Raw genomic sequence first — 19,191 nt, forward strand, 5'->3', positions numbered from 1 at the left:
GCAGAAGCCCTTTCCTTCTGTGCCATGACCGCGCGTCTCAGCCCTCTCTGCCGGACGCGTGGCAGACCCGTACGCAGGAGCTCTGATGACCGAAGCCCCGCAGACCGCACTGCCTGCTGCCGGCCGCGTCCGATGGACGATGATCTGGCTGTCGTTCGGTGCCGTGACGATCAACTACGTGGACCGCGCCAACCTGGGCGTCGCGCTGCCCTACATGACGCACGAGATGAACCTGTCGAAGACAGCCACCGGTCTCCTGCTGGGGGCCTTCTTCTGGACGTACGCAGCCTTTCTGCCCGGCGCGGGCTGGCTGGTGGACCGCTTCGGACCACGCCGCATGATGGCGTTCGCACTGCTCGCGTGGTCCGTGGCCACCATATGTGTAGGGATGGCCACCGGATTCCTGGTGCTCCTGCTGATGCGACTGCTGCTGGGGGCAGTCGAGTCTCCGGCATATCCGTCCTGCTCACAGGTGGTCGGCCGGTGGTTCCCGGTCCGTGAACGCGCGATGGCTGCTGCCATCTTCGACAGCGGGGGGCGGGCGGGCACTGCCTTCGCCCTGCCCGTCACCGCCGCGGTGATAGCTTTCCTCGGCTGGAGAGGATCCTTCTTTGCCGCCGGTGCCGTCGGCCTCATCTACAGTGCGTTCTGGCTGAGGTACTACCGGGACCCCGACACCCATCCCGGGCTTTCGAGCGGGGAACGTGACTACATCAGAGACGGCGGAGCCCAGCCTTCCACGCAGTCCGAACCCCCCATGGCCTGGAGGCAGCTGTTTCGCCACCGCACGGTGTGGGGCATGGTTCTCGGCTTCTTCTGCCTCTCCTTCGTGCTGTACTTCTTCCTCACCTGGTTTCCCTCGTACCTGGTCGACGAGCGAGGCTTCGACCTGCTCAAGCTCGGCTTCCTGGGCATGCTCCCAGCACTGCTGGCAGTACCCGCGCAGTGGTACGGCGGATGGCTGCAGAAGAGGCTGGTGGACCGCGGCCGTTCGGTGACGTACGCACGCAAGTTCCCCATCGTCACCGGCCTGGTGCTGTCCTCGGTCATCGTGCTCGCCGGCGTCGTGGAGAACGGCTACCTCGCACTCGCCCTGCTCGCTGTGTCACAGAGCGCGCTGTGTTTCGCCGCATCCAGCCTCTGGGCCCTGCCTGTCGATGTGGCCCCCAGCCCCGCCAACGTCGGCTCCCTCGCCGGCATACAGGGTTTCGCCTCCAACGCAGCAGGTTTCGTTAGCCCTTTGGTCGTGGGAGCTCTGCTCGACGCCTTTGACGGTTCATATGTCGTACCGCTGACGGTGGCAGGGGGCATGGCCCTGCTCGGTGCCCTGGTCTACGGGTTTGTCATCCGTTCCCTCGAGCCTCTGGGTAAGCAAGCGCCCGCCCGGGCCGGGGGGCCCGCCACAACGTCCTCTAACACCACCGCATGACCGGACGCCTCTCGTCCGTTCACCCGACCGATTCTTCCCGAAGAGGAGACCTTTCGTGTCCGAGAACACGTCACCCGCACCGGCGGGACACCAGCGGCGCTACACGGCGCAGACACTCGATGCATTCCGCGTGATCACCACCGCCTCCCTTGCGGACGCCGTGGAACATCACGGGCAACGTGGCTACTTGGACGGCGCCATCCGCCAGATCGCACCGGGCGGCAGTACGCTCGCCGGCCCTGCTGTCACGGTGCGGGAGATTCCGGCCGCGGAGGCCGGTCCGCCCGCACACGCACTCCAGGCGATCGACGAATCCCCTGCCGGGTCCATCGTGTGCATCGACGCCGGCGGTGCAGACATCGCCGTGTGGGGCGGGCTGATGACGGCCGGCGCCGTGGCCCGCGACCTCGCAGGATGCGTGCTGGAGGGCGGTGTACGCGACGTCACGGAGATCACCCGCGACTTCCCGGACTTCCCCGTGTATGCGCGCTCCACAGTCGCCGCCACCACACTCGGGCGGATGCGCACAGTCGCTTTCAACGAGCCTGTTGTCGTCGGGGGCGTCGAAATCCGGCCGGATGATCTCATCGTCGCCGATCGTGACGGCGTGGTGCGCATCCCCGTCAGTCTGGTCGAGGCGGTACTGCACACCGCTCAGGAGATCGAGGAACGTGAGAAGGAACAGACCCGTCACATACTCGACTCCGGGTCGCTGCGTGACGGCCTGGCCCGGCACAACAGGATCTGATCCCTTGTCCTCCACCCAGAGCTCTACCTTGCAGGTTCCCGCCCGCACTGCCGAACCCGGTCCCGACATTCTCGCCCTCGGAGAGCCGCTGGTCGAGTTCAGCGCCGAGTCCGACGGTGCGCTCGAGGATTCGGTCCGCTTCACTCTGGGATTCGGTGGTGACACCTCCAACATGGTCGTCGCGGCCGCCCGGTCGGGAGCCCGCACCGGCTACCTCACCAGAATCGGTGACGACGCGTTCGGCCGTCTGTTGACGGAGATGTGGACGCGCGAAGGGGTCGACGTGACCGGCGTGGTACGCGAACCGGGCGCGAACACGGGCCTGTACTTCATTACCAGGCACGCCCAGGAAGGCCATCGCTTCACCTATCGCCGCGCCGGATCGGCCGCCAGCCGACTGGGCCCGGATGACATATCCGGAGCCTCCCTTGCCTGCGCACGGCTCCTGCATGTCAGCGGCATCAGCCAGGCCGTTTCCGCCTCCGCGTGCGACGCCGCGCTGCACGGCATGCGAATAGCCCGCTCGGTCGGCACCCTGGTGTCCTACGACCCCAACTACCGGCCCGCGTTGTGGTCGCTGGATCGAGCACGTGCCACGATCCTGCACAGCGCGTCGCTCGCAGACATCCTCCTGCCGAGCCTGGAGGAAGGGCGGCTCATCACGGGGCAGCAGCGCCCCGAGGATGTGGTCGCCTGCTTCGCCCGTCAGGGCCCGGCTGTGGTGGTACTGAAGATGGGAGACGAGGGAGTCCTGTTGTCCGAAAGCGGACGCCTCACGAGAATCCCTGCCCACCGGGTGCGGGCGGTGGACGCCACGGGAGCGGGCGACACTTTCGACGGCGCTTTCGCCGCACGGCTCGTCGCGGGGGACACGGTGTCGGACGCCGCCGGATACGCCGTCGTGGCCGCCGCGCTGACCACCACCGGTCAGGGTGCGGTGGGTCCGATCCCACATCGTGACCTGGTGGCACAGGCACGCGTGTCCGCCCTGTGAGTCAGTCGTCAGATGGCCGTTCGTGCGCCGGCACTGACGCGACGTCAGGTGAATGCATCGGCACCTGTCTCTTCGGTGCCTCGAGGGCGGGATGAAGCCGCCCACGGCCAACGTGGCGGCGGTAGCCGGCCGAGACAGGCACGCACCGTGTCGAGCGCAGGTGAAACGTGCACACTGCGACGCCACCAAGCTGCGACGATGCGCTCGCATCCGGCATCCGACAGGGGCACGGGAGTCACGCCCTCGGTGTCCGCGGTCGTCATCGCCAGGGAGTTCGTGATGCCGACGCCCAAGCCGTGCCGTACCAGTGAGATCAGCGTCTGGGGCTGGTTGGTGCGCTCGCTGATCACCGGCTGGAGGCCCGATGACGCGAAGGCCAGATTGGTCTCGTACTGATAGCTGTGTTGGTCTCCGCTTTCGCCGATGCTGATGACGGGAAGCGATGCGGCCTGGGCGAGGCTCACACTCGTAGCGGCGGCCAAGGGGTGGTCGCCGCGGAATACCGCGACCAGCGGTTCACGCCAGAGGACCTGACTGGCAACCAGGTCGGAATTGATGAGCGGATGCAGTGGGCGGACGGCAAGGTCGACCTCGCCGGAGAGGAGGCGCGTGCCCAGCTCCACGCTCGAGCCTTCCTGCAGCACCAGGCGCACCAGCGGGTGTGTGGCGCGGAGGGCGTGCACAGCGAGCGGATACAGATATGCCGCAACGCTCGGATAGCAGCCGATGCGGACCGTGCCGGACATGGAGACGCTCGCGGCTTCAGCCAGCCGATCGAGTCGCCGAAGTATCTCCTCGGCTTGCGGCAGCAGGCCGCGTCCCTCGGGCGTGAGGGACGCGGGCTGCACAGACCGATCGAGGAGACGACGGCCCAGCAAGCGCTCGAGAGCCGCTACGTGACTGCTGACTCGAGGCTGCGAGCGATAGAGCGCTTTGGCTGCCGCGGAGAAGCTGCCGTGGTGGGCCACCGCCACGAAGCTGGCGATCCAGTCCAGGCGGTACTCGCCAACTCTGCTGAGGTCCATGGGGATGTCTCCGATCACCGGGATCGCGGGGAGATTGCCCCGGTCACCCCGGCCGAACACGAGGAACCTCATGCAGGCGATCGACGGGGGCGGCCGGTCAACGGATGAATTGCTCCACGTAGTCGGCTCCGAGCCCCACCTTCGCATAGTGGGCTCGGCACATCTCGATCTTTGTGAAAGTGTCTTCGTAACCGATCTGGACACCGTTGGCATCCACGTAGGCCATGGCACCGGTGATGTTGAAGAAAGTGATCATCTCCGGGCAATCCTCCGGTACCGCCAGGGTGTGGGTCTCGCCCGGTGGTTCGTAGACGAAGTGTCCGGCATCGGCGGTCCATTCGTGCTCGTGGTAGTGCCACTTACCTTTGATGACGTACCCGAACACGGCACCGGGGTGGCGGTGGCGGGATACGATGCCGGCGGACGTGACCTTCAGAAGATTGCACCACTGGCCCGTCACGGTGTTGAACATGAGTGGCCTGAACCACACATGGGGCGCCTGCGGAACCCACACCCGGTCGTCGTTCGGCAGTGCCGCGACGGCGATCTCCGGGGGAACGACGGGAGACGCGGATATGACCGGGCCCTCGGAAACGTTGGGCGAGACGATGTCATGCATTCGAGGATGTGTCCTTTCATCGGTAGGAACCGTGATGCACGGTCGGGGAGAGCCATGCCCTGCCGTCAGGCCGCGAGGTAACCGCCGTCCACGGCAAGCACCGCACCGGTGATGAAGCCTGCGTCACGCCCGGCCAGGAAGGCGACGGCGCCGGCTACGTCGTCGGGCGCGCCCCAACGCCGCATGGGAGTACGGGCGATGATGTTCCGGCTCGCCTCTGCACTCTCGTGCAGATCGTGGGTGAGTCCGGTTCGGATCCAGCCCGGCGCGACGGCATTCACTCGGATGTTTTGCTCCGCCCATGCCACCGCGAGCGCCTTGGTGAGCTGCACAATGCCTCCCTTACTGGCGCTGTACGCCGGAACCCTGGGGCCGCCGAAGAAGCTCAGCATGGAGGCGATGTTGACGACACAGCCGCCGGACCCGGCGAGGCCCTCGCGTGCCGCGACACAGCACCTCATGGTTCCGGTGAGGTTGACGCCGATAACGTGTTCAAATATCTCCGTGTCGTACTCCCGGTCCCGCGCGACGACGCCCGCTGCATTGACCAGAACATCAATATCTCTGAAATCCGACAAGAATTCCCGCAGTTCGCTGTCGTGCGTCACATCGAGCTGCACTACACGGACTCCGCCGGGTAGGGCGTCCGCCACGCGGTCCGTATAAATGCCCGCCACCACCACGTCGTCTCCTTCGGCGGCGAACCGCCGGGCGACCGCCGCACCGATACCGCTTGTTCCACCGGTCACGACCACGGTGCGCCGACCCGGCAGCGCCGGTCGGTCTTCACTCACGACTGTCCCCTCACGTATCCACCACTGATGTGCCGGTCACGATTGAAAGGCAGAGACGAACCGCAGGTCATTGTTCATGCGGGAGGGGAATACTGGCCATTCGGGTGCACTGACAGCAACGGGTGACACCGCGGGAGGCGGCGTCGTTCGGTGACGCACTCCATTGTCGTTTTGTGCCGGCCCCGGCCTGCGGGGGGCGCCACTATGGCAGAGGACCCCCGTCGCACCGGCACGGCTCGTTTGGGACAGCACCCTGATGCGAGACGTCCTCCTCGGCCGCTGTCTGTCGAGCGGAGGTGCCCCGGAGAGAGACGGCGGCCAAGAGGCAGGAAACCAGGGCGATGCCGGCCAGCACGAGGTAGGCGGTGCGGTAGGTGTGCACGGGAGGCGACGCCATGGCCGCCGTGCTGTGGAGGCGGCCCGATCCGCCCGTGAGCAGCGTCGCTACCAGCGCCGGGGCGATGGCCGTCGACAGCTGACGCAGCACGGAGTTCATGGTGGAGGCCTGACCGACATCCGCCTCCGCCACCGTGCTGAACGAGGCCACCGTGACGGGCATGAAGACCGCGCCCATCCCCAGGCCGAGAAGGAACATGTACAGCCGGAAGGTCCACAGGCCGGTCTGCGCTGTGCAGGTCGCCAGAAGCATGAGCCCGGCGGCTACACACAGGAGGCCCGTGGCGATGATCGGACGCGGTCCCAGGCGGCCGTACAGCCGCGCGACCAGTTGCACGGTGAGCAGCACACCGATTGCCTCAGTGAAAGTGCTGCTGCCGGACTGCAGAGCGGTGGCGCCCAGGGCCTCCTGAAGGAACAGCGGTCCCAGGTACATCGCCCCCATGAAAGGCACCAGTCCAACCAGGTTGAGAATATTGGCGTTGCGGAACAGCCGATCGGTGAACAGACGCAGTCTCAGTACAGGGTGTGGCGAGCGCAGTTCGTATGCCACGGCAGTTGCCAGCAGCACCGCACCGCCCGCCAACGAGGCGGCGATACCGGGTGATCCCCAGCCTTGCTGCGCGCCCTCGCACAGTCCATACATGAGCGCCGACGCCCCTGCGGCGGAGAGAAGAAACCCCGGCAAGTCGAAACGGCCGGGGGGCGGTTGGCGTCGGTCCTCGAGAAAGGCCAGTCCGAAGAGGACGGTCACAGCCCCCAGGGGGATGTTGACGTAGAACACCCAGCGCCATGAAAGCCCGTCGACCAGCAGCCCGCCGAGCATGGGGGCGACTGCCGGCGCGATCTGCTGGGGCACGATCATCGTCCGGGACACACGGACCCGCTCCTGCGAGGTGAAGGTACGAAAGAGCATGGTGCTCACAACGGGGGTGAGCAAACCACCGGAGAGCCCCTGTAAGCCCCGCAGCAGGACGAGCTCACCGAGGCTGCCGGCCGTCCCGCACAAGGCGGAGAAAGCGGTGAAGAAAGACATGGCGGTGAGCAGCACGGGTTTGTCGCCGAAGCGGTCTCCGAGCCAGCCTGAGACGAGGATGGCCATGCCGACGCAGACCGGGTAGACCACGACCACACCGTCGACCCCGGCCACAGGTACACGGAACTGCCCCGCGATTGCGGGGAGTGCCACGTTGCTGATGGCGCCGTCCATGACCACGATGGACATGGTGGCAACAAACATGACGGGCACGATCAGGCGGTTGTCGGGGCGGCGGCGAGGCGTCATGGGCCTTTCCTGGTGTGTGCTCGGGCAGGCGGCTCGCCGGCGGCTTCAGTGCCTCAGGTACCGGGGGGACCGCAGGGTCGTGCAAGTGCTACGGACGTCGCTACGGGAGCAGGACGGCGAGGAGGGCCGGCTCCCCGTATCCGGAATTCGATGCCCCCATGGACATGGCCCGTGTGGGCCCGGAGCTGCCTGAAGGGACCCAGCAGAAGCCGCTCCCGACCAGGCTCGTCAGCAGCCACCCGGAGGTAGGTCTTCGGACCCATGACACACCACTGGGCGCCCTACGGAGCGATGCCGGACACGGTCATCAGTATGCATGCTCGTGTTCACTCGGTGAATAACCCGCCGATGATTACCTGGCTTCGCGTTCAGGACTTGACGTGCGGCCAGAAGAAGAGGACTGTCGCTGCGGTGCAGCCGGAGCCAAGCTTTCAAGGAATGTCTCCACCGCGATCTCTCCCGCCCCCAGCAACGGAGCTCGGCCCCGCAGCGCTGCCGGCAGGAGCGTCACTCCCCGCTGGATACCCAGTCGTCTCCGCCTCTGCCCGAGGGCTTCCTCCAGGGTGTGTCGCGTATGGCGCAGAACAAGAGAAAAGAGCCCGTCAAGCACGATGACATCCGTGCTGAGCAGGGCTTGCAGAGAAGACAGCCCCGTGCTCACCGCGGGCGCCAGAGCCACGACAGCGGCCACCGCCTCTTGCTCCCCGCGTTCGGCCCGTTCAACCAGCTCGGCCAGAGCGGCCTTGCCCGCAGGACCGCCCACCGGATTCCGTCCGGCCCGGCGCAGCAGAGCGTCGGCTCCCACCTCGGTCTCCCAGCAACCCGATGATCCGCACCGGCACGGCCGGCCGCCGGTGCCGAACACCATGTGCCCGACTTCGCCGCCGGTCCAGCCCGGGCCGCCCAACAGGCGGCCATCGACGACCGCGCCGGCGCCCACCCCGACGCCGGCGTACAGGTAAAGCAGATCCGGGTGCCCTTGCCCGGCGCCATACATCAGTTCGGCCAGAGCGGCCGCGTTGCATGTGTTACCCAACCGCACAGGTGCGTCCAGGGGCAGCCGTCGCTGGAGTTCGTCCACGAGTTTCACATCGTGCCAGTCGAGGTGCGGTACATAGGAGGCGACCCCCGGCACGTGGCCGACCAGCCCAGGGACGGACACGCCGACGGCCAGCGGCGGCGCCTGCGTGGAGACATGGGGACGCATGGCCTGCGCGAGTTGGTCGATGGTGGGGCCCGGATCGCCGGGCTCCGGAACATGGTCGAGGACGGTCTCAGCGGTCACGACACCTCCCAACCCGACCGAGGCAACCCGGATCCCTTCCAGTCCGAGGCTCACCGCGAGTACGTGGGCACGCGCCCCGTCCGGCGCGACGGTGTGCGAGGGTCGGCCGCGGCTGCTTGCGGCGCGCTGTGCCGCGGACTCGGTGACCAGCTCGCGGCGCGTCAATTCGCCCACCAGATCGGCCACAGAGCTCCGAGTCAACCGGAGACTCTCACCGATCTCGACACGCGTACCAGGACCGTGGAGGTGCAAGTGGTGTAGCAAGGCCCTCAGGTTGTGCCGGCGCACATCCGGAGTGGCTTGGCCGGTGGTCATGCTGCTCGTCCCCGCTTCTCCTGGGCGCCCGTGTCGGTAACGAACCGGCGGGTGCCTGTTCCGGGTCCAGGTGTGGATCCGGACGTCCCAGGGCCATCGTCGCACGCCGATGCAGTGCCTGTACTCCGGGTGGAAAGTCGGGGCTCGCAAGGGCTTGACACCAGGTCGGGACTCATAAAGATTTGTCCACGACAAAGACAAACTCTCGGCGCCAGGCCCACGGTGATCGCCGGGGTTCCGTTCGACCCAGCCGGCCATCGTCGTCCCACGAGGAAAGCGGGCGGTGGGCGACCGGAGTTGCGTGGCGTCGAGCACGACTGCGACGGCACGGTGACGGTCCAGCTGACGGCGCCGGTGCAACGGCTCAAGGCCTGACCCCGCAGTACTCACAGACGCGGAACCGTTGGCTGCCACTTCCAGCGTCGGCGCACGAAACACACACCCCCAGGCCTTTGCGAACTCGGCACACGCTCGACGTTCAACGCCTCGAGAACCGACCGACACCCCGCTCAACTCATCTCTCACCGGCACCGACCGGCACAGTATGTAACGGAGGCGTGGATGACCATCAATCCCTCACGACGGCAGATCCTCAAGACTGGAGGACTCGCTGTCGGCGGCGCCACTTTGGCCGGGCTGGGACTGCAGGGCCTCGCACAGGCGGCCACGACCACTCAGCGCCTGGGGGCTCCCGCAGTCGACTACGTCTTCCGCGATGACGCAGTGGACGCCGGTACACGCCTGGCGGACATCATGAAGCGGCTGACGCTCGACGAGAAGATCCAGATCGCGACGAGCGGTCACTCCACGGCCGTTCCGCGGCTGGGGCTCAATGCCGGCCGCGGCGGCGGCGGTGAGGGCCTGCACGGAGTCAAGGACAGTCAGCATGCCACCGTCTTCCCCAGTCCCCTGGGGATGTCCCAGTCCTGGGACGAGGACCTCTTCACGGCAGTCGGCCACATCGTCGCCACCGAGTCCATCGCCGACAACGGCGCCACGACGCGGCTGGCCCCGATCATGGACTTGCTCCACGACCCGCGGGCCGGCCGCGGCTACGAGACCATGGGCGAGGACGCCCACCTCGCCGGTACCTTCGGCCGGGCGATCACCGGCGCGATGAACAGCCGCACGAAGGACGGGTATCAGCAGTTCCTGCCCATCCTCAAACACTTCTTCGGCTACAACAACGAGATCAACCGGCTCTGGACCAACACCGTCATACCTCCTCGGGTGGCGAGGGAGCACTACTCGGTGCCCTTCCGATGGGCGATCGAGGCCGGCCACGCCAAGAGTGTGATGACGTGCTACCACCTCATCAACGGCAAGCCGATGGCGGTCAGCCCGTATCTCCGCGAGATGCTGGACCACTGGACGCCGGACTACGAGGGCACCGGCCACGACGAGTACGCCACCATCGATGATGAGGGCAGCGGGTCGAGCATGTGGGTGCACAGCCAGCGCTACTTCCCCGACGATCCCGCCGGGCGGGCCTGGGGGAGCGCCCAGGGCACGAAGAACGGTCAGATGTCATGGAGCTTCCGCGACTACGGCGACCCGGTGGCCCAGATGTACGACGCCCTGGCCCGCGGCGTGCTCACCGAGCGAGACATCGAGGCCAACGCGCGTCGCAACCTGGCCCTCACCCTGCGCATGGGCGACTTCGACCAGCTGCAGATCCGCAATCCCTACACCCCCGAGACCGCCGTCACGCGTGCCTCCCTGCTGCCCAAGCACCGCAAGGCGGCGCTCGAGGCGTCCCAGGAGCAGATCGTCCTGCTCAAGAACGAGGCCGGAGCCCTGCCGCTGCGCGGCAGGAAAACCAGGGCGGTGGTGTTGCTCGGGTCGATGGGTGAGGAGGTCCTCAAGGACCACTACACCGGTAACTGGGCCTATGCCGTCAGCCTGCGCGACGCGCTGCAGAACAAGTTCGGCACCGGCAACCTGCATTACAGCCGCGCCGTCGACACCGTCGCCATCAAGGCGAGCAACGGCAAGTACCTCAAGAGCGGCAAGAACCCGTTCAGTGAGCCCGGCGACTCCGCGGCTACCGACACGCCCCTGCTGGCCAACGGTTCCGCAGCCAAGGACAATGATGTTCAGCGCAGTGAGCAGGACCTGCTCTTCGAGATCTACGACTACGGCGGCTACGACAGCCTGCTGCGCACCCCCGTCAACGACCTGTACGCCCAGGTCCCGCACCTGAAAGACGCCAAAGCCCACGCCGGTGTTCTGATCAACAACACCTCGGCCCCGGGCGAGGCCAGCTTCGTCCAGGGGCAGACGGCGTATGTGAACTATCAGAAGCTCCGACTCGTCCCGACCAAGGACGGAAAGTTCGGCATCTACAGCCCTGTTGCCGGTGACGGAGCCAACAACAGCTACGGCGAGAGCGCCATGGCCTACGACCAGGACGACGAGGACATCAACAACGGGAGCTACCTGCGCCTGTCGTCCGACGGAGGCACCATCGTCGCGGACGCCACCAAGGGACACGTCGGCCCATTCCGCAGGGAGAACCACCGAGAAGGACCGGACATCACTGCGGCTCCCTTCGACCGCAAGTCATCCGACGCCGTCGTGGACGGCCTGCCGGACGACTACAAGTTCGACTTCCAGACGGTGCAGTCGAGTGAGACGGCCATCGAGGCCGCCCTCGCCGCCGCGCCGGCGGACGCTCCGGTCGTCCTCGTCGTGGGCTACGAGCCGCACTTGAACGCCCGCGAGGCCGTCGACCTGCAGCGCACCGGCCTGAGTGCGCAGCAGAAGCGCAACATCGACTACCTGACGAAGACCAAGCACCGCGACGTCATCCTGATCGTCAAGACCGGCAGCCCGATGACGATCGACGAGAGCGTCCACGACAACCCGCGGATCAAGGCCATTCTTGAGATCGGTCATTCCGGTCAGGAGGAGGGCAGCTCGCTCGTCAGCGTTCTCTTCGACGACGGCTACTCCGTCCCCGAAAAGGGCTGGGCCCCGACCAAGGACCGCTACGCGCCGTACGCCGCATACTCCAAGTACCCCGGGTACCTGGTCTCCGGCAGGTCCATCCCGGCCTATGCGCCGGCCGGCCGCCTGAGCGCGACCTGGTACCGATCCATCGACTCCATGGCCGGTGCGAGCGAGGACCACCCGCCGGCCTCCTACCGGTGGCCCGCGTACGACGAGAAGGAGAACGACAACCTGAGCAACCTGAACGGCACGGTGCCGACCGGTCTGCTCACCTACGACATCATCAAGGGGCAGCGCACTTACCAGTACTTCACCGGCAAGCCGCTGTATGCCTTCGGATATGGCCTCACCTACACGCAGTTCGCCTACTCCGGTGTCTCCGTCTCCGAGATCCGCGACGGGAAGTTCACGGTCTCCGGCCGTGTCACCAACCACGGCCGGCACTCGAGTGACGAGGTCGTCCAGATCTACAGCTGCTTCACGGGCGGCCGCTCCCGCATCGATCAGCCGAACAACCGGCTGATCGCCTTCGCCCGCCTCAAGGGCATCGCCCCCGGCGAGTCACGGCGCTTCCGCCTGGAAGTCGACATGGCCGAGAAGCTTGGTGTGTGGGACGTCGAAAAGGACAGATTCATCGTCGAGGCGGGCACGTACCGCATCAAGGCCGCCAAGTCCTCCGCCGACAAGGGCATGTCCACAACGCTGAACGTCGGCACGCACAACGGCGGCGCGGCGCCGGCCCGACGCAACCTCAACCGGCTCACGGTCGCCGAGAACTTCGACGACTACAGTGACATCGGCGGCCGAGTCCAGGACATCGAACTGATCTCGGCTTCCACCGACTACCACAGCAACACCGCCGTCGAGTTCCGGCAGGACGGGGCATGGGTCGTCTTCAAGGACGTCGCCCTCACCTCGGACACCTCCTGGCTGACCCTGCGGCTGGCGTCCGACCGGACCGGTGCGGTCAAGGTCTACGCTGTGCCCTCGGGAAAGAATCCGGGTGCTCTGAAGACGGTCTCTCCGCTGGCCACCTTCCGTCTGGAGGACACGCGGCCCGTCCGCGGCCTGCCGACCGGACTGGGCATCGGACCGATCGCGGTCACCGGCCAGGCCCACGACAACCGGCCCTACCCGGGCTCCCCGGCCGGGCAGAACGGCAAGGACGTCCACGGCCGACCGTACAAGGACGCCTATGTCAAGCCCGATTGGCACACCGTCGCCATGAAGGCGCAAGCTCCGCGTGGCCGGGGCACCGTCGACGTGTACATCGTCTCCGAGCATCGGGGCGCCCGTCTCGAGTGGCTGGCGTTCGGCTCCGAGCGGGGGACCACCCGCTCGGTGAAGGTCGACCAGCCGCAGGGGTTGGACTCCGTCCGCAAGCAGGCAGGCGTCCTGCAGATGCGGGCTGAGCTGACGCCGGTCACTTCTGTCTCGCCAGTCACCTGGTCGGTTTCCGCGCTGGACGGATCCTCAACCTCCGTTGCCACCATCGACGGGAGTACGGGGACACTGCGTGCCACCGGGAAGGGCAACGGGAAGGTCCTGGTGACCGCCATATCCGCCGGGAAGAAGGCGGCAAAGGAAGTCCTGGTCACCAACCAGCGGGACGCGAACAAGGTCACGGTCGACGGCAAGCAGAAGACGGTGGACTACATACTGCTCCGTACCGGCGACGATCTCGGCCTCGGCGACAGTATCCAGCGCTACAAGGGCACCAGCCCGCAGACAGCTGTATTCGGCGGGCTCTTCGACGAGAACTCCGACGGTTACTACCTCGCCGGCGAGTACCGCACCCTTCCGGCCGGCGAGCTGGAATGGAAGGTCACCGATCTCGCGGGCAGCAGCACAAAGCTGGCGACCGTCGATGCCAAGGGACTGCTCGCGGCGACGGGCGAGGGGGACGGCGAAGTTCTTGTCACGGCTGTGCTGAAGAACAACCCCGACATCTCCGCGGCCCGTGCCATCACGCTCAGCAATCAGGGCCACAAGGACGCCTACAAGATGGTGCAGGCGGCCGCCTACGACGCGACCAGCGAGGACAACGCTCAGGTGGGCACCACCTGGGGCTTCGGTGGCAACCAGTTCGGTCTGCGGACCACGATGCCCGCCGGCAGCACCTGGACCTACCGCAACGTCGACTTCGCCGGGGCCCGGCCGGAGAAGGTCTCCCTGCGTCTGGCACCTGACAGCGACTCGCACGGCCAGGTCACCGTCGAGGTCTGGGCCGACGCTCCGACGGCCGGCGCGGGCGGGAAGCGGCTGGGCACAGTGAAGGCGGCGACCTCGGGCAGCAACGTCGCTTACGCGACGTTCTCCTCTGCGATCATCGGGAAGCTCAGCGGTGTCCATGACATCTACCTGAAGCCATCCGTGGCAGCACGAGTCATGTGGTTCGCGTTCTCAAGCTGACGTTGACGCCTCCGGGGCGCGTGCTCCGAGACTTGAGCGGGTGACAGGAGAGGGCGCAACCAAGCGTCGGGGCCGGACGATTGTCCTGCCCCGACGCTTCCTCGTGTCCAGGCAGCCCTGGGGGAAGGAGTGAGCCGGTGCGTCCGCGGTGACGACACCGGCAACCTTGCGCCTTCACGCGCTCGTTGTTTTCAGGAGACGGCCCCCCGTTGTGCGGATTCAAGAAATGGAGTCCTGGTGGGCTGGGACTCTCCCGCGAATTCATCCCTTGGTGGAAAAGAGCGGCGAGAGGACGGTCCTGCCGGGCGCCCGAGCAGCCGTCCTGCGGGTGAGCCCACGGGGCTCGACGATCCCAATTCCCGCGCAGGGAATGCGCCAGTGCAAACGGTATGCCGGCCCGCAGGTTACGCCCAGGCGCATGTCCGGTACAGGTCACTGGGGGACCTGGTTATCGTCGTCTCCCCTGTGGGCGAGCGCCTGTGACACACCATCAGGCCGCTGTCGTTGCAGTTGCGCACGATCAGACCGTGCCGGATGGAGGGCGTGGCGCGTGCCGTTCCGCGCCTCGCCGTTGACTGAAGCTTTGCCCGCCTCGGGGCTTGACACCTTGCTCATGGGCTTAAATATTTGTCCACAACAAAAACAAAGTAGCAGTGGGTGGCGAGAGAACAGGCCGCCCACGCCCCGCCCACGGGAGGCCGCGTGGCCCGCTCACCCATTCCCCGCCCGTTCCGCACGGTCCTTCCGGCCGCCGCCGTCCTGGCCGCCGTGACCGGACTCGTTCTCGCCCCTTCCGGGTTTGCCGACAGCAGTCACGCTGTGCCGGTGGTGCACGCAGATGCCGGCGCGGCGAGCGCTGCGACCACCTCGGCCGCTCTCGGCATGAATGTCGCCACCTGGGACCAGCACCTGCTCGACCCGGGGATCCCCGATCTGCTCAGCAAGATCCACGTCGGAGTGCTGCGCTACCCCGGCGGCTCCACCTCGGACGACTACGACTGGAAGTCCAGCACCTCCGGAGGGCAGAAACAGTCCAACGACTACCGTCAGTTCGACAGGATCGCCGACCAGGTCGGCGCCCAGCCGCTGTTCACCGTCAACTACGGAAGCGGCACCCCGGAGCATGCAGCGGCCTGGGTCAAGGACTTCCTCGCCCACCCGACCGCGAAGCAGCCGATGTGGGAGATCGGCAACGAGGTGTACGGGCCGTGGGAGAAGGACCAGCACGCCGATCCGCACACGCCGGAGTCGTATGTCCAGAACGCCGAGAAGTTCATCGACGCCATCCACAAGGTCGATCCGCACGCCAAGATCGGGGTCCCCTACACGCTGACCACCGAGCAGGCCACCGGGACCGGTACCGGAGTGGACAAGCCGGAGGACTGGAACACCAAGGTCCTCAGCGCACTCGGCGACAAGATCGACTTCGTGGACATGCACTGGTACCCGTTCTACGGCACCCCGCACGTGACGAACGACGAGATCATGGCGCAGGCCCGCAGGGTCCCCGCGGTGATGGAGTCCATCCGCACCAACATCCGGCACTACGCGCCCGGCGCGAAGGTCCTCGTCGGCGAGACCAACATGTCGCAGACGCCACTGCCGCAGGACAACCAGCCGATCGCCGCCCTGTACACCGCCTCCACCCTCCTGCAGTACCTGGTCAACGGAGCCACGAGCGTGGACTGGTGGGACCTGCACGACTACGGCTTCGCCGACAAGGAGGGCGACTTCAGCGTCCTGTCCACCGGGCGCCCCGGCGAACCGCCGGTGAACACCCCGATGCCCACCTACTCCGGTTACCGGATGGCTTCGATGGTCGCCGGCGGCGGCTTCACCCTGTCCACCCTGGCCTCCCCCGAGAAGTCCGTCGATGCCTTTACCGCCACCCGGGGCGACACCAGGCGGGTGCTGCTGGCCAACTCGGCGGACACAGCCCGCACGGTCAAGCTCAAGGGACTGTCCGGCAGGAACGGGCAGCATCTCCACCTCTACACCTACAGCGCGGCGCATCCGTCGGTGACGGCGATGTGGACCGGCGCCGGCGTGGCAGCCGCAGGACTCACCCTGCCCGCGCAGTCCATCACAGTCGTTTCCACCAACGCCGTGGAGTGACCGCCGGGGGAGCCCCGGCTGACGTACCTCCTGGGGTGAGAGCCCCGGAAAGCACCGAAGAAACAACAGATGGAGACATGTGATGTTGCCCAGAAGACGCAATGCAAACCCCGGCCGCAGAGCGCTGCGGCTGACGGCCGGCGCTGCCTCCGTCGTCCTGCTCGCCTGCGGCACGATCGCCGCCGCCGCGTCGCCGAGCCACTCGGGCCACCGGCCCGGGGCGCCGTCGGTGACCGGTGACGCGAAGGTCGACCGGCTGCTGGCCCGGATGACCCCCGACGAGAAGCTCTCGATGATCGCGGGCCAGGTCGACCTCGAGGCCGACCCGCAGTACGAGGCGGGCTACCTCGCCGGCGTTCCCCGCCTGGGCATCCCCTCGCTCAGGCTCGCGGACGGACCTCCCGGGGTCATCACCAAGCAGGACTCGACCGGGATGACCGCGACCATGGGCGTCGCGGCCACGTTCAGCCGTGCCGACGCCCAGCTCAACGGCGTGGTGGTCGGCCGAGACGCCAAGGCGATGGGCCAGGACGTCGCGCTCCAGCCCTTCGTGAACATCGACCGCGACACCACCGGCGGCCGCGGGTTCAACACCTTCGGCGAGGACCCGTACCTCACCGGGCAGATGGGCGCCAAGGAGATCACGGGAACCCAGAGCCAGGGCACGATGGCCCAGGTCAAGCATTACATCGCCTACGACGGTGCGGATGACATCACTCTCGACGACCAGACGCTGCACGAGATATACCTGGCGCCCTTCCAGGACGCCGTGGACGTCGGTGTCTCTTCGGTCATGTGCTCCTACAACAAGGTCAACGGCGCCCAGGCCTGCGGGAACAAGCACACCCTGACCGACATCCTGCGCGGCGAGCTCGGCTTCAAGGGATTCGTCACCTCCGACTGGGGCGCCAACCACGGCACGGACTACCTCAACGACGGCCTGGACATGGAGATGCCGGGCCAGGGCTACGGCAACACGGTCCCGGGCCGGACGGACCGCGGCTTCCCGGCGTACTTCGGCAAGGACGCCATCAAGGCGGCGATCGCGGACGGGACGATCAAGGAGTCCCGGGTCACCGAGGCCGCCGGCCGGATCCTCTACGAATACGACCGGTTCGGGCTGCTCGACGGCAAGTCCAAGCACACCGTGACCCCCGAGGACCGCGAGGCTGACAACGCCGCCGTCCAGAAGACCTCCGAGGACGCGGCCACGCTGCTGAAGAACGACGGCGGCACCCTGCCGCTGAGCGGTAACTCCTCCATGGCCCTGATCGGCCCGGGCGCCGGTCAGACCGTCGCCACCGACGGCGGCGGCGAGAAGTCCGGCGGCGTCGTCTCCGAGCAGGTCGGCACCTACCAGGTGCTGAAGAAGCAGCTCGGGGACCGGGCGAAGCTGAGCTACGCCGTGGGCGACGACATGACCGGTGTGCCGGTCCCCGCCTCGGCGCTGTCGCACGACGGCAAGCCGGGCCTGCAGCGTGAGGACGCCAGCGGCAAGGCCGTGCAGGCCGACGGACGGCTGGACTTCAGCACCGCTGACCACAGTTCGCTCCCCGTCGGCTCGGACCACACCTGGACCGGCAGCCTGAACGTCCCCGCCTCCGGCAGCTACGGGTTGAACATCCAGTCCCTGGGAGCCTGGGGGACGCTGAGCGTCGACGGCAAGATCATCACCAATGTGGGCGGCGGATACGACGGTCAGTCCGGGCCGCCCCGCTACGGCGCCGTCCACGCCACCGACGGCAACGGTCCGCTGCCGACCACGGATGGGCTGGCCAACGGGCGGGCGCAGATCAAGCTCGACGCCGGCGAACACGCCATCAAGGTGGTCCAGCACGCGGACGTCTCCGGCAGGGCCGTCCAGGTGCGGCTGAACTGGGTGACCCCCGAGCAGCAGAAGGCGACCCACGACGCGGCCGTGGCCGCGGCCAAGTCGGCGAAGACCGCTGTCGTGTTCGCCTGGGGCGGCAGCGGCGACGACTTGTCCAAGCCACTGCCCGAGGGACAGGACCAGCTCATCGAGGATGTCGCCGCGGTCAACCCCAACACCGTGGTGGTGCTCAACACCAGCCAGCCGATCGCCATGCCGTGGCGGTCGAAGGTCAAGTCGGTGCTGCAGATGTGGTATTCGGGCGACCGCGGTGGCTACGCAACGGCGGACGTGCTGCTGGGCAAGGCCAACCCGGCCGGCAAGCTGCCCTTCACCTGGCCGAAGTCCATCGACCAGGAAGTGGCGCACCAGGCCTCCCACCCCGAGCGCTCGTCGAGCGGCATTGACGGCAAGACGACCTACTCCGAGGGCGTCAACGTCGGCTACCGGTTCTTCCAGGCGACCGGTGAGACCCCGCTGTACCCGTTCGGCTACGGTCTGTCCTACACGTCGTTCGACTACTCGGGCATGCACGTCAAGGCCGCGCACGACGGCGGCCTCGACGTCACCTTCCGGGTGCGCAACGACGGAGCGGCCGCCGGCGACGCGGTGCCCCAGGTGTATCTCGGCGCACCGGACGACAAGCCGCAGGGCGTGCAGTTCGCGCCCAAGGCGCTGGCCGGCTTCGACCGCGTGCACCTGCGCGTCGGCCAGAGCCGGACGATGACGATCCACGTGCGTCCGCGGCAGCTTCAGTACTGGTCCACGGCGGGCAGCCGCTGGGTCACGGCGACCGGCGCGCGCACCGTTCACCTGGGCACCTCCTCCAGCTCGGACGTGCTGCAGCAGCGGATCACCGTCAAGGGCTGACCGTTCCGCAATACTGCGCGGAGTGAGTCCTGTTGCCAGGACTCGAGCCAAGCTCTGCGTCACGCACGGTGTTGGACCTGGG

Annotated in this window: 11 protein-coding genes; 6 read left to right on the top strand and 5 right to left on the bottom strand. The window is 67.1% G+C overall.

Annotated elements, in window-relative coordinates; translation table 11 throughout:
• Window positions 1-85 precede the first annotated feature (85 nt).
• From AB0436_RS06315 to AB0436_RS06325, 3 genes are read left to right on the top strand one after another with little or no spacing between them, the layout of a single operon-like run.
• Entirely contained in the window at window positions 86-1,429 is a 1,344-nt protein-coding gene (locus AB0436_RS06315) for an MFS transporter (RefSeq protein WP_366466541.1), read from the top strand.
• Window positions 1,430-1,484: 55 nt separating this feature from the next.
• Window positions 1,485-2,177, top strand: coding sequence for an RraA family protein (locus AB0436_RS06320; protein WP_366466542.1), 693 nt, complete (start codon window positions 1,485-1,487; stop codon window positions 2,175-2,177).
• A gap of 4 nt (window positions 2,178-2,181) precedes the next feature.
• Window positions 2,182-3,171 carry a sugar kinase gene (locus tag AB0436_RS06325; protein ID WP_366466543.1) on the top strand — a complete coding sequence of 330 codons (990 nt, stop codon included), beginning with the start codon at window positions 2,182-2,184 and terminating at the stop codon, window positions 3,169-3,171.
• Window positions 3,172-3,215: 44 nt separating this feature from the next.
• On the opposite strand, the gene AB0436_RS06330 is transcribed toward AB0436_RS06325, so the two are convergent.
• From AB0436_RS06330 to AB0436_RS06350, 5 genes are all read right to left on the bottom strand, one after another.
• Window positions 3,216-4,268 carry a LysR substrate-binding domain-containing protein gene (locus AB0436_RS06330; protein WP_366466544.1) on the bottom strand — a complete coding sequence of 351 codons (1,053 nt, stop codon included), beginning with the start codon at window positions 4,266-4,268 and terminating at the stop codon, window positions 3,216-3,218.
• A gap of 25 nt (window positions 4,269-4,293) precedes the next feature.
• Window positions 4,294-4,815 carry a 2,4'-dihydroxyacetophenone dioxygenase family protein gene (locus AB0436_RS06335; RefSeq protein ID WP_366466545.1) on the bottom strand — a complete coding sequence of 174 codons (522 nt, stop codon included), beginning with the start codon at window positions 4,813-4,815 and terminating at the stop codon, window positions 4,294-4,296.
• Window positions 4,816-4,880: 65 nt separating this feature from the next.
• Window positions 4,881-5,609, bottom strand: coding sequence for an SDR family oxidoreductase (locus AB0436_RS06340; protein WP_366466546.1), 729 nt, complete (start codon window positions 5,607-5,609; stop codon window positions 4,881-4,883).
• Window positions 5,610-5,811: 202 nt separating this feature from the next.
• Window positions 5,812-7,290, bottom strand: coding sequence for a DHA2 family efflux MFS transporter permease subunit (locus tag AB0436_RS06345; protein ID WP_366466547.1), 1,479 nt, complete (start codon window positions 7,288-7,290; stop codon window positions 5,812-5,814).
• 352 nt (window positions 7,291-7,642) lie between these two features.
• A complete protein-coding gene (locus tag AB0436_RS06350) occupies window positions 7,643-8,761 on the bottom strand; it encodes an ROK family protein (RefSeq protein ID WP_366466548.1) in 1,119 nt (372 codons plus the stop codon).
• 690 nt (window positions 8,762-9,451) lie between these two features.
• On the opposite strand from AB0436_RS06350, the gene AB0436_RS06355 reads away from it, so the two are divergent.
• The 3 genes from AB0436_RS06355 (at window position 9,452) to AB0436_RS06365 (ending at window position 19,109) form a co-directional block, all read left to right on the top strand.
• A complete protein-coding gene (locus AB0436_RS06355) occupies window positions 9,452-14,254 on the top strand; it encodes a glycoside hydrolase family 3 C-terminal domain-containing protein (RefSeq protein WP_366466549.1) in 4,803 nt (1,600 codons plus the stop codon).
• 702 nt (window positions 14,255-14,956) lie between these two features.
• Window positions 14,957-16,369, top strand: coding sequence for a hypothetical protein (locus AB0436_RS06360; protein ID WP_366466550.1), 1,413 nt, complete (start codon window positions 14,957-14,959; stop codon window positions 16,367-16,369).
• 82 nt (window positions 16,370-16,451) lie between these two features.
• The gene (locus AB0436_RS06365) at window positions 16,452-19,109 is read left to right on the top strand and encodes a glycoside hydrolase family 3 C-terminal domain-containing protein (protein ID WP_366466551.1); all 2,658 of its coding nucleotides are present in this window, start codon (window positions 16,452-16,454) and stop codon (window positions 19,107-19,109) included.
• The last annotated feature ends 82 nt before the right edge of the window (window positions 19,110-19,191 follow it).

The organism is Streptomyces sp. NPDC051322 (genome assembly GCF_040689485.1).
Classification (GTDB): domain Bacteria; phylum Actinomycetota; class Actinomycetes; order Streptomycetales; family Streptomycetaceae; genus Streptomyces.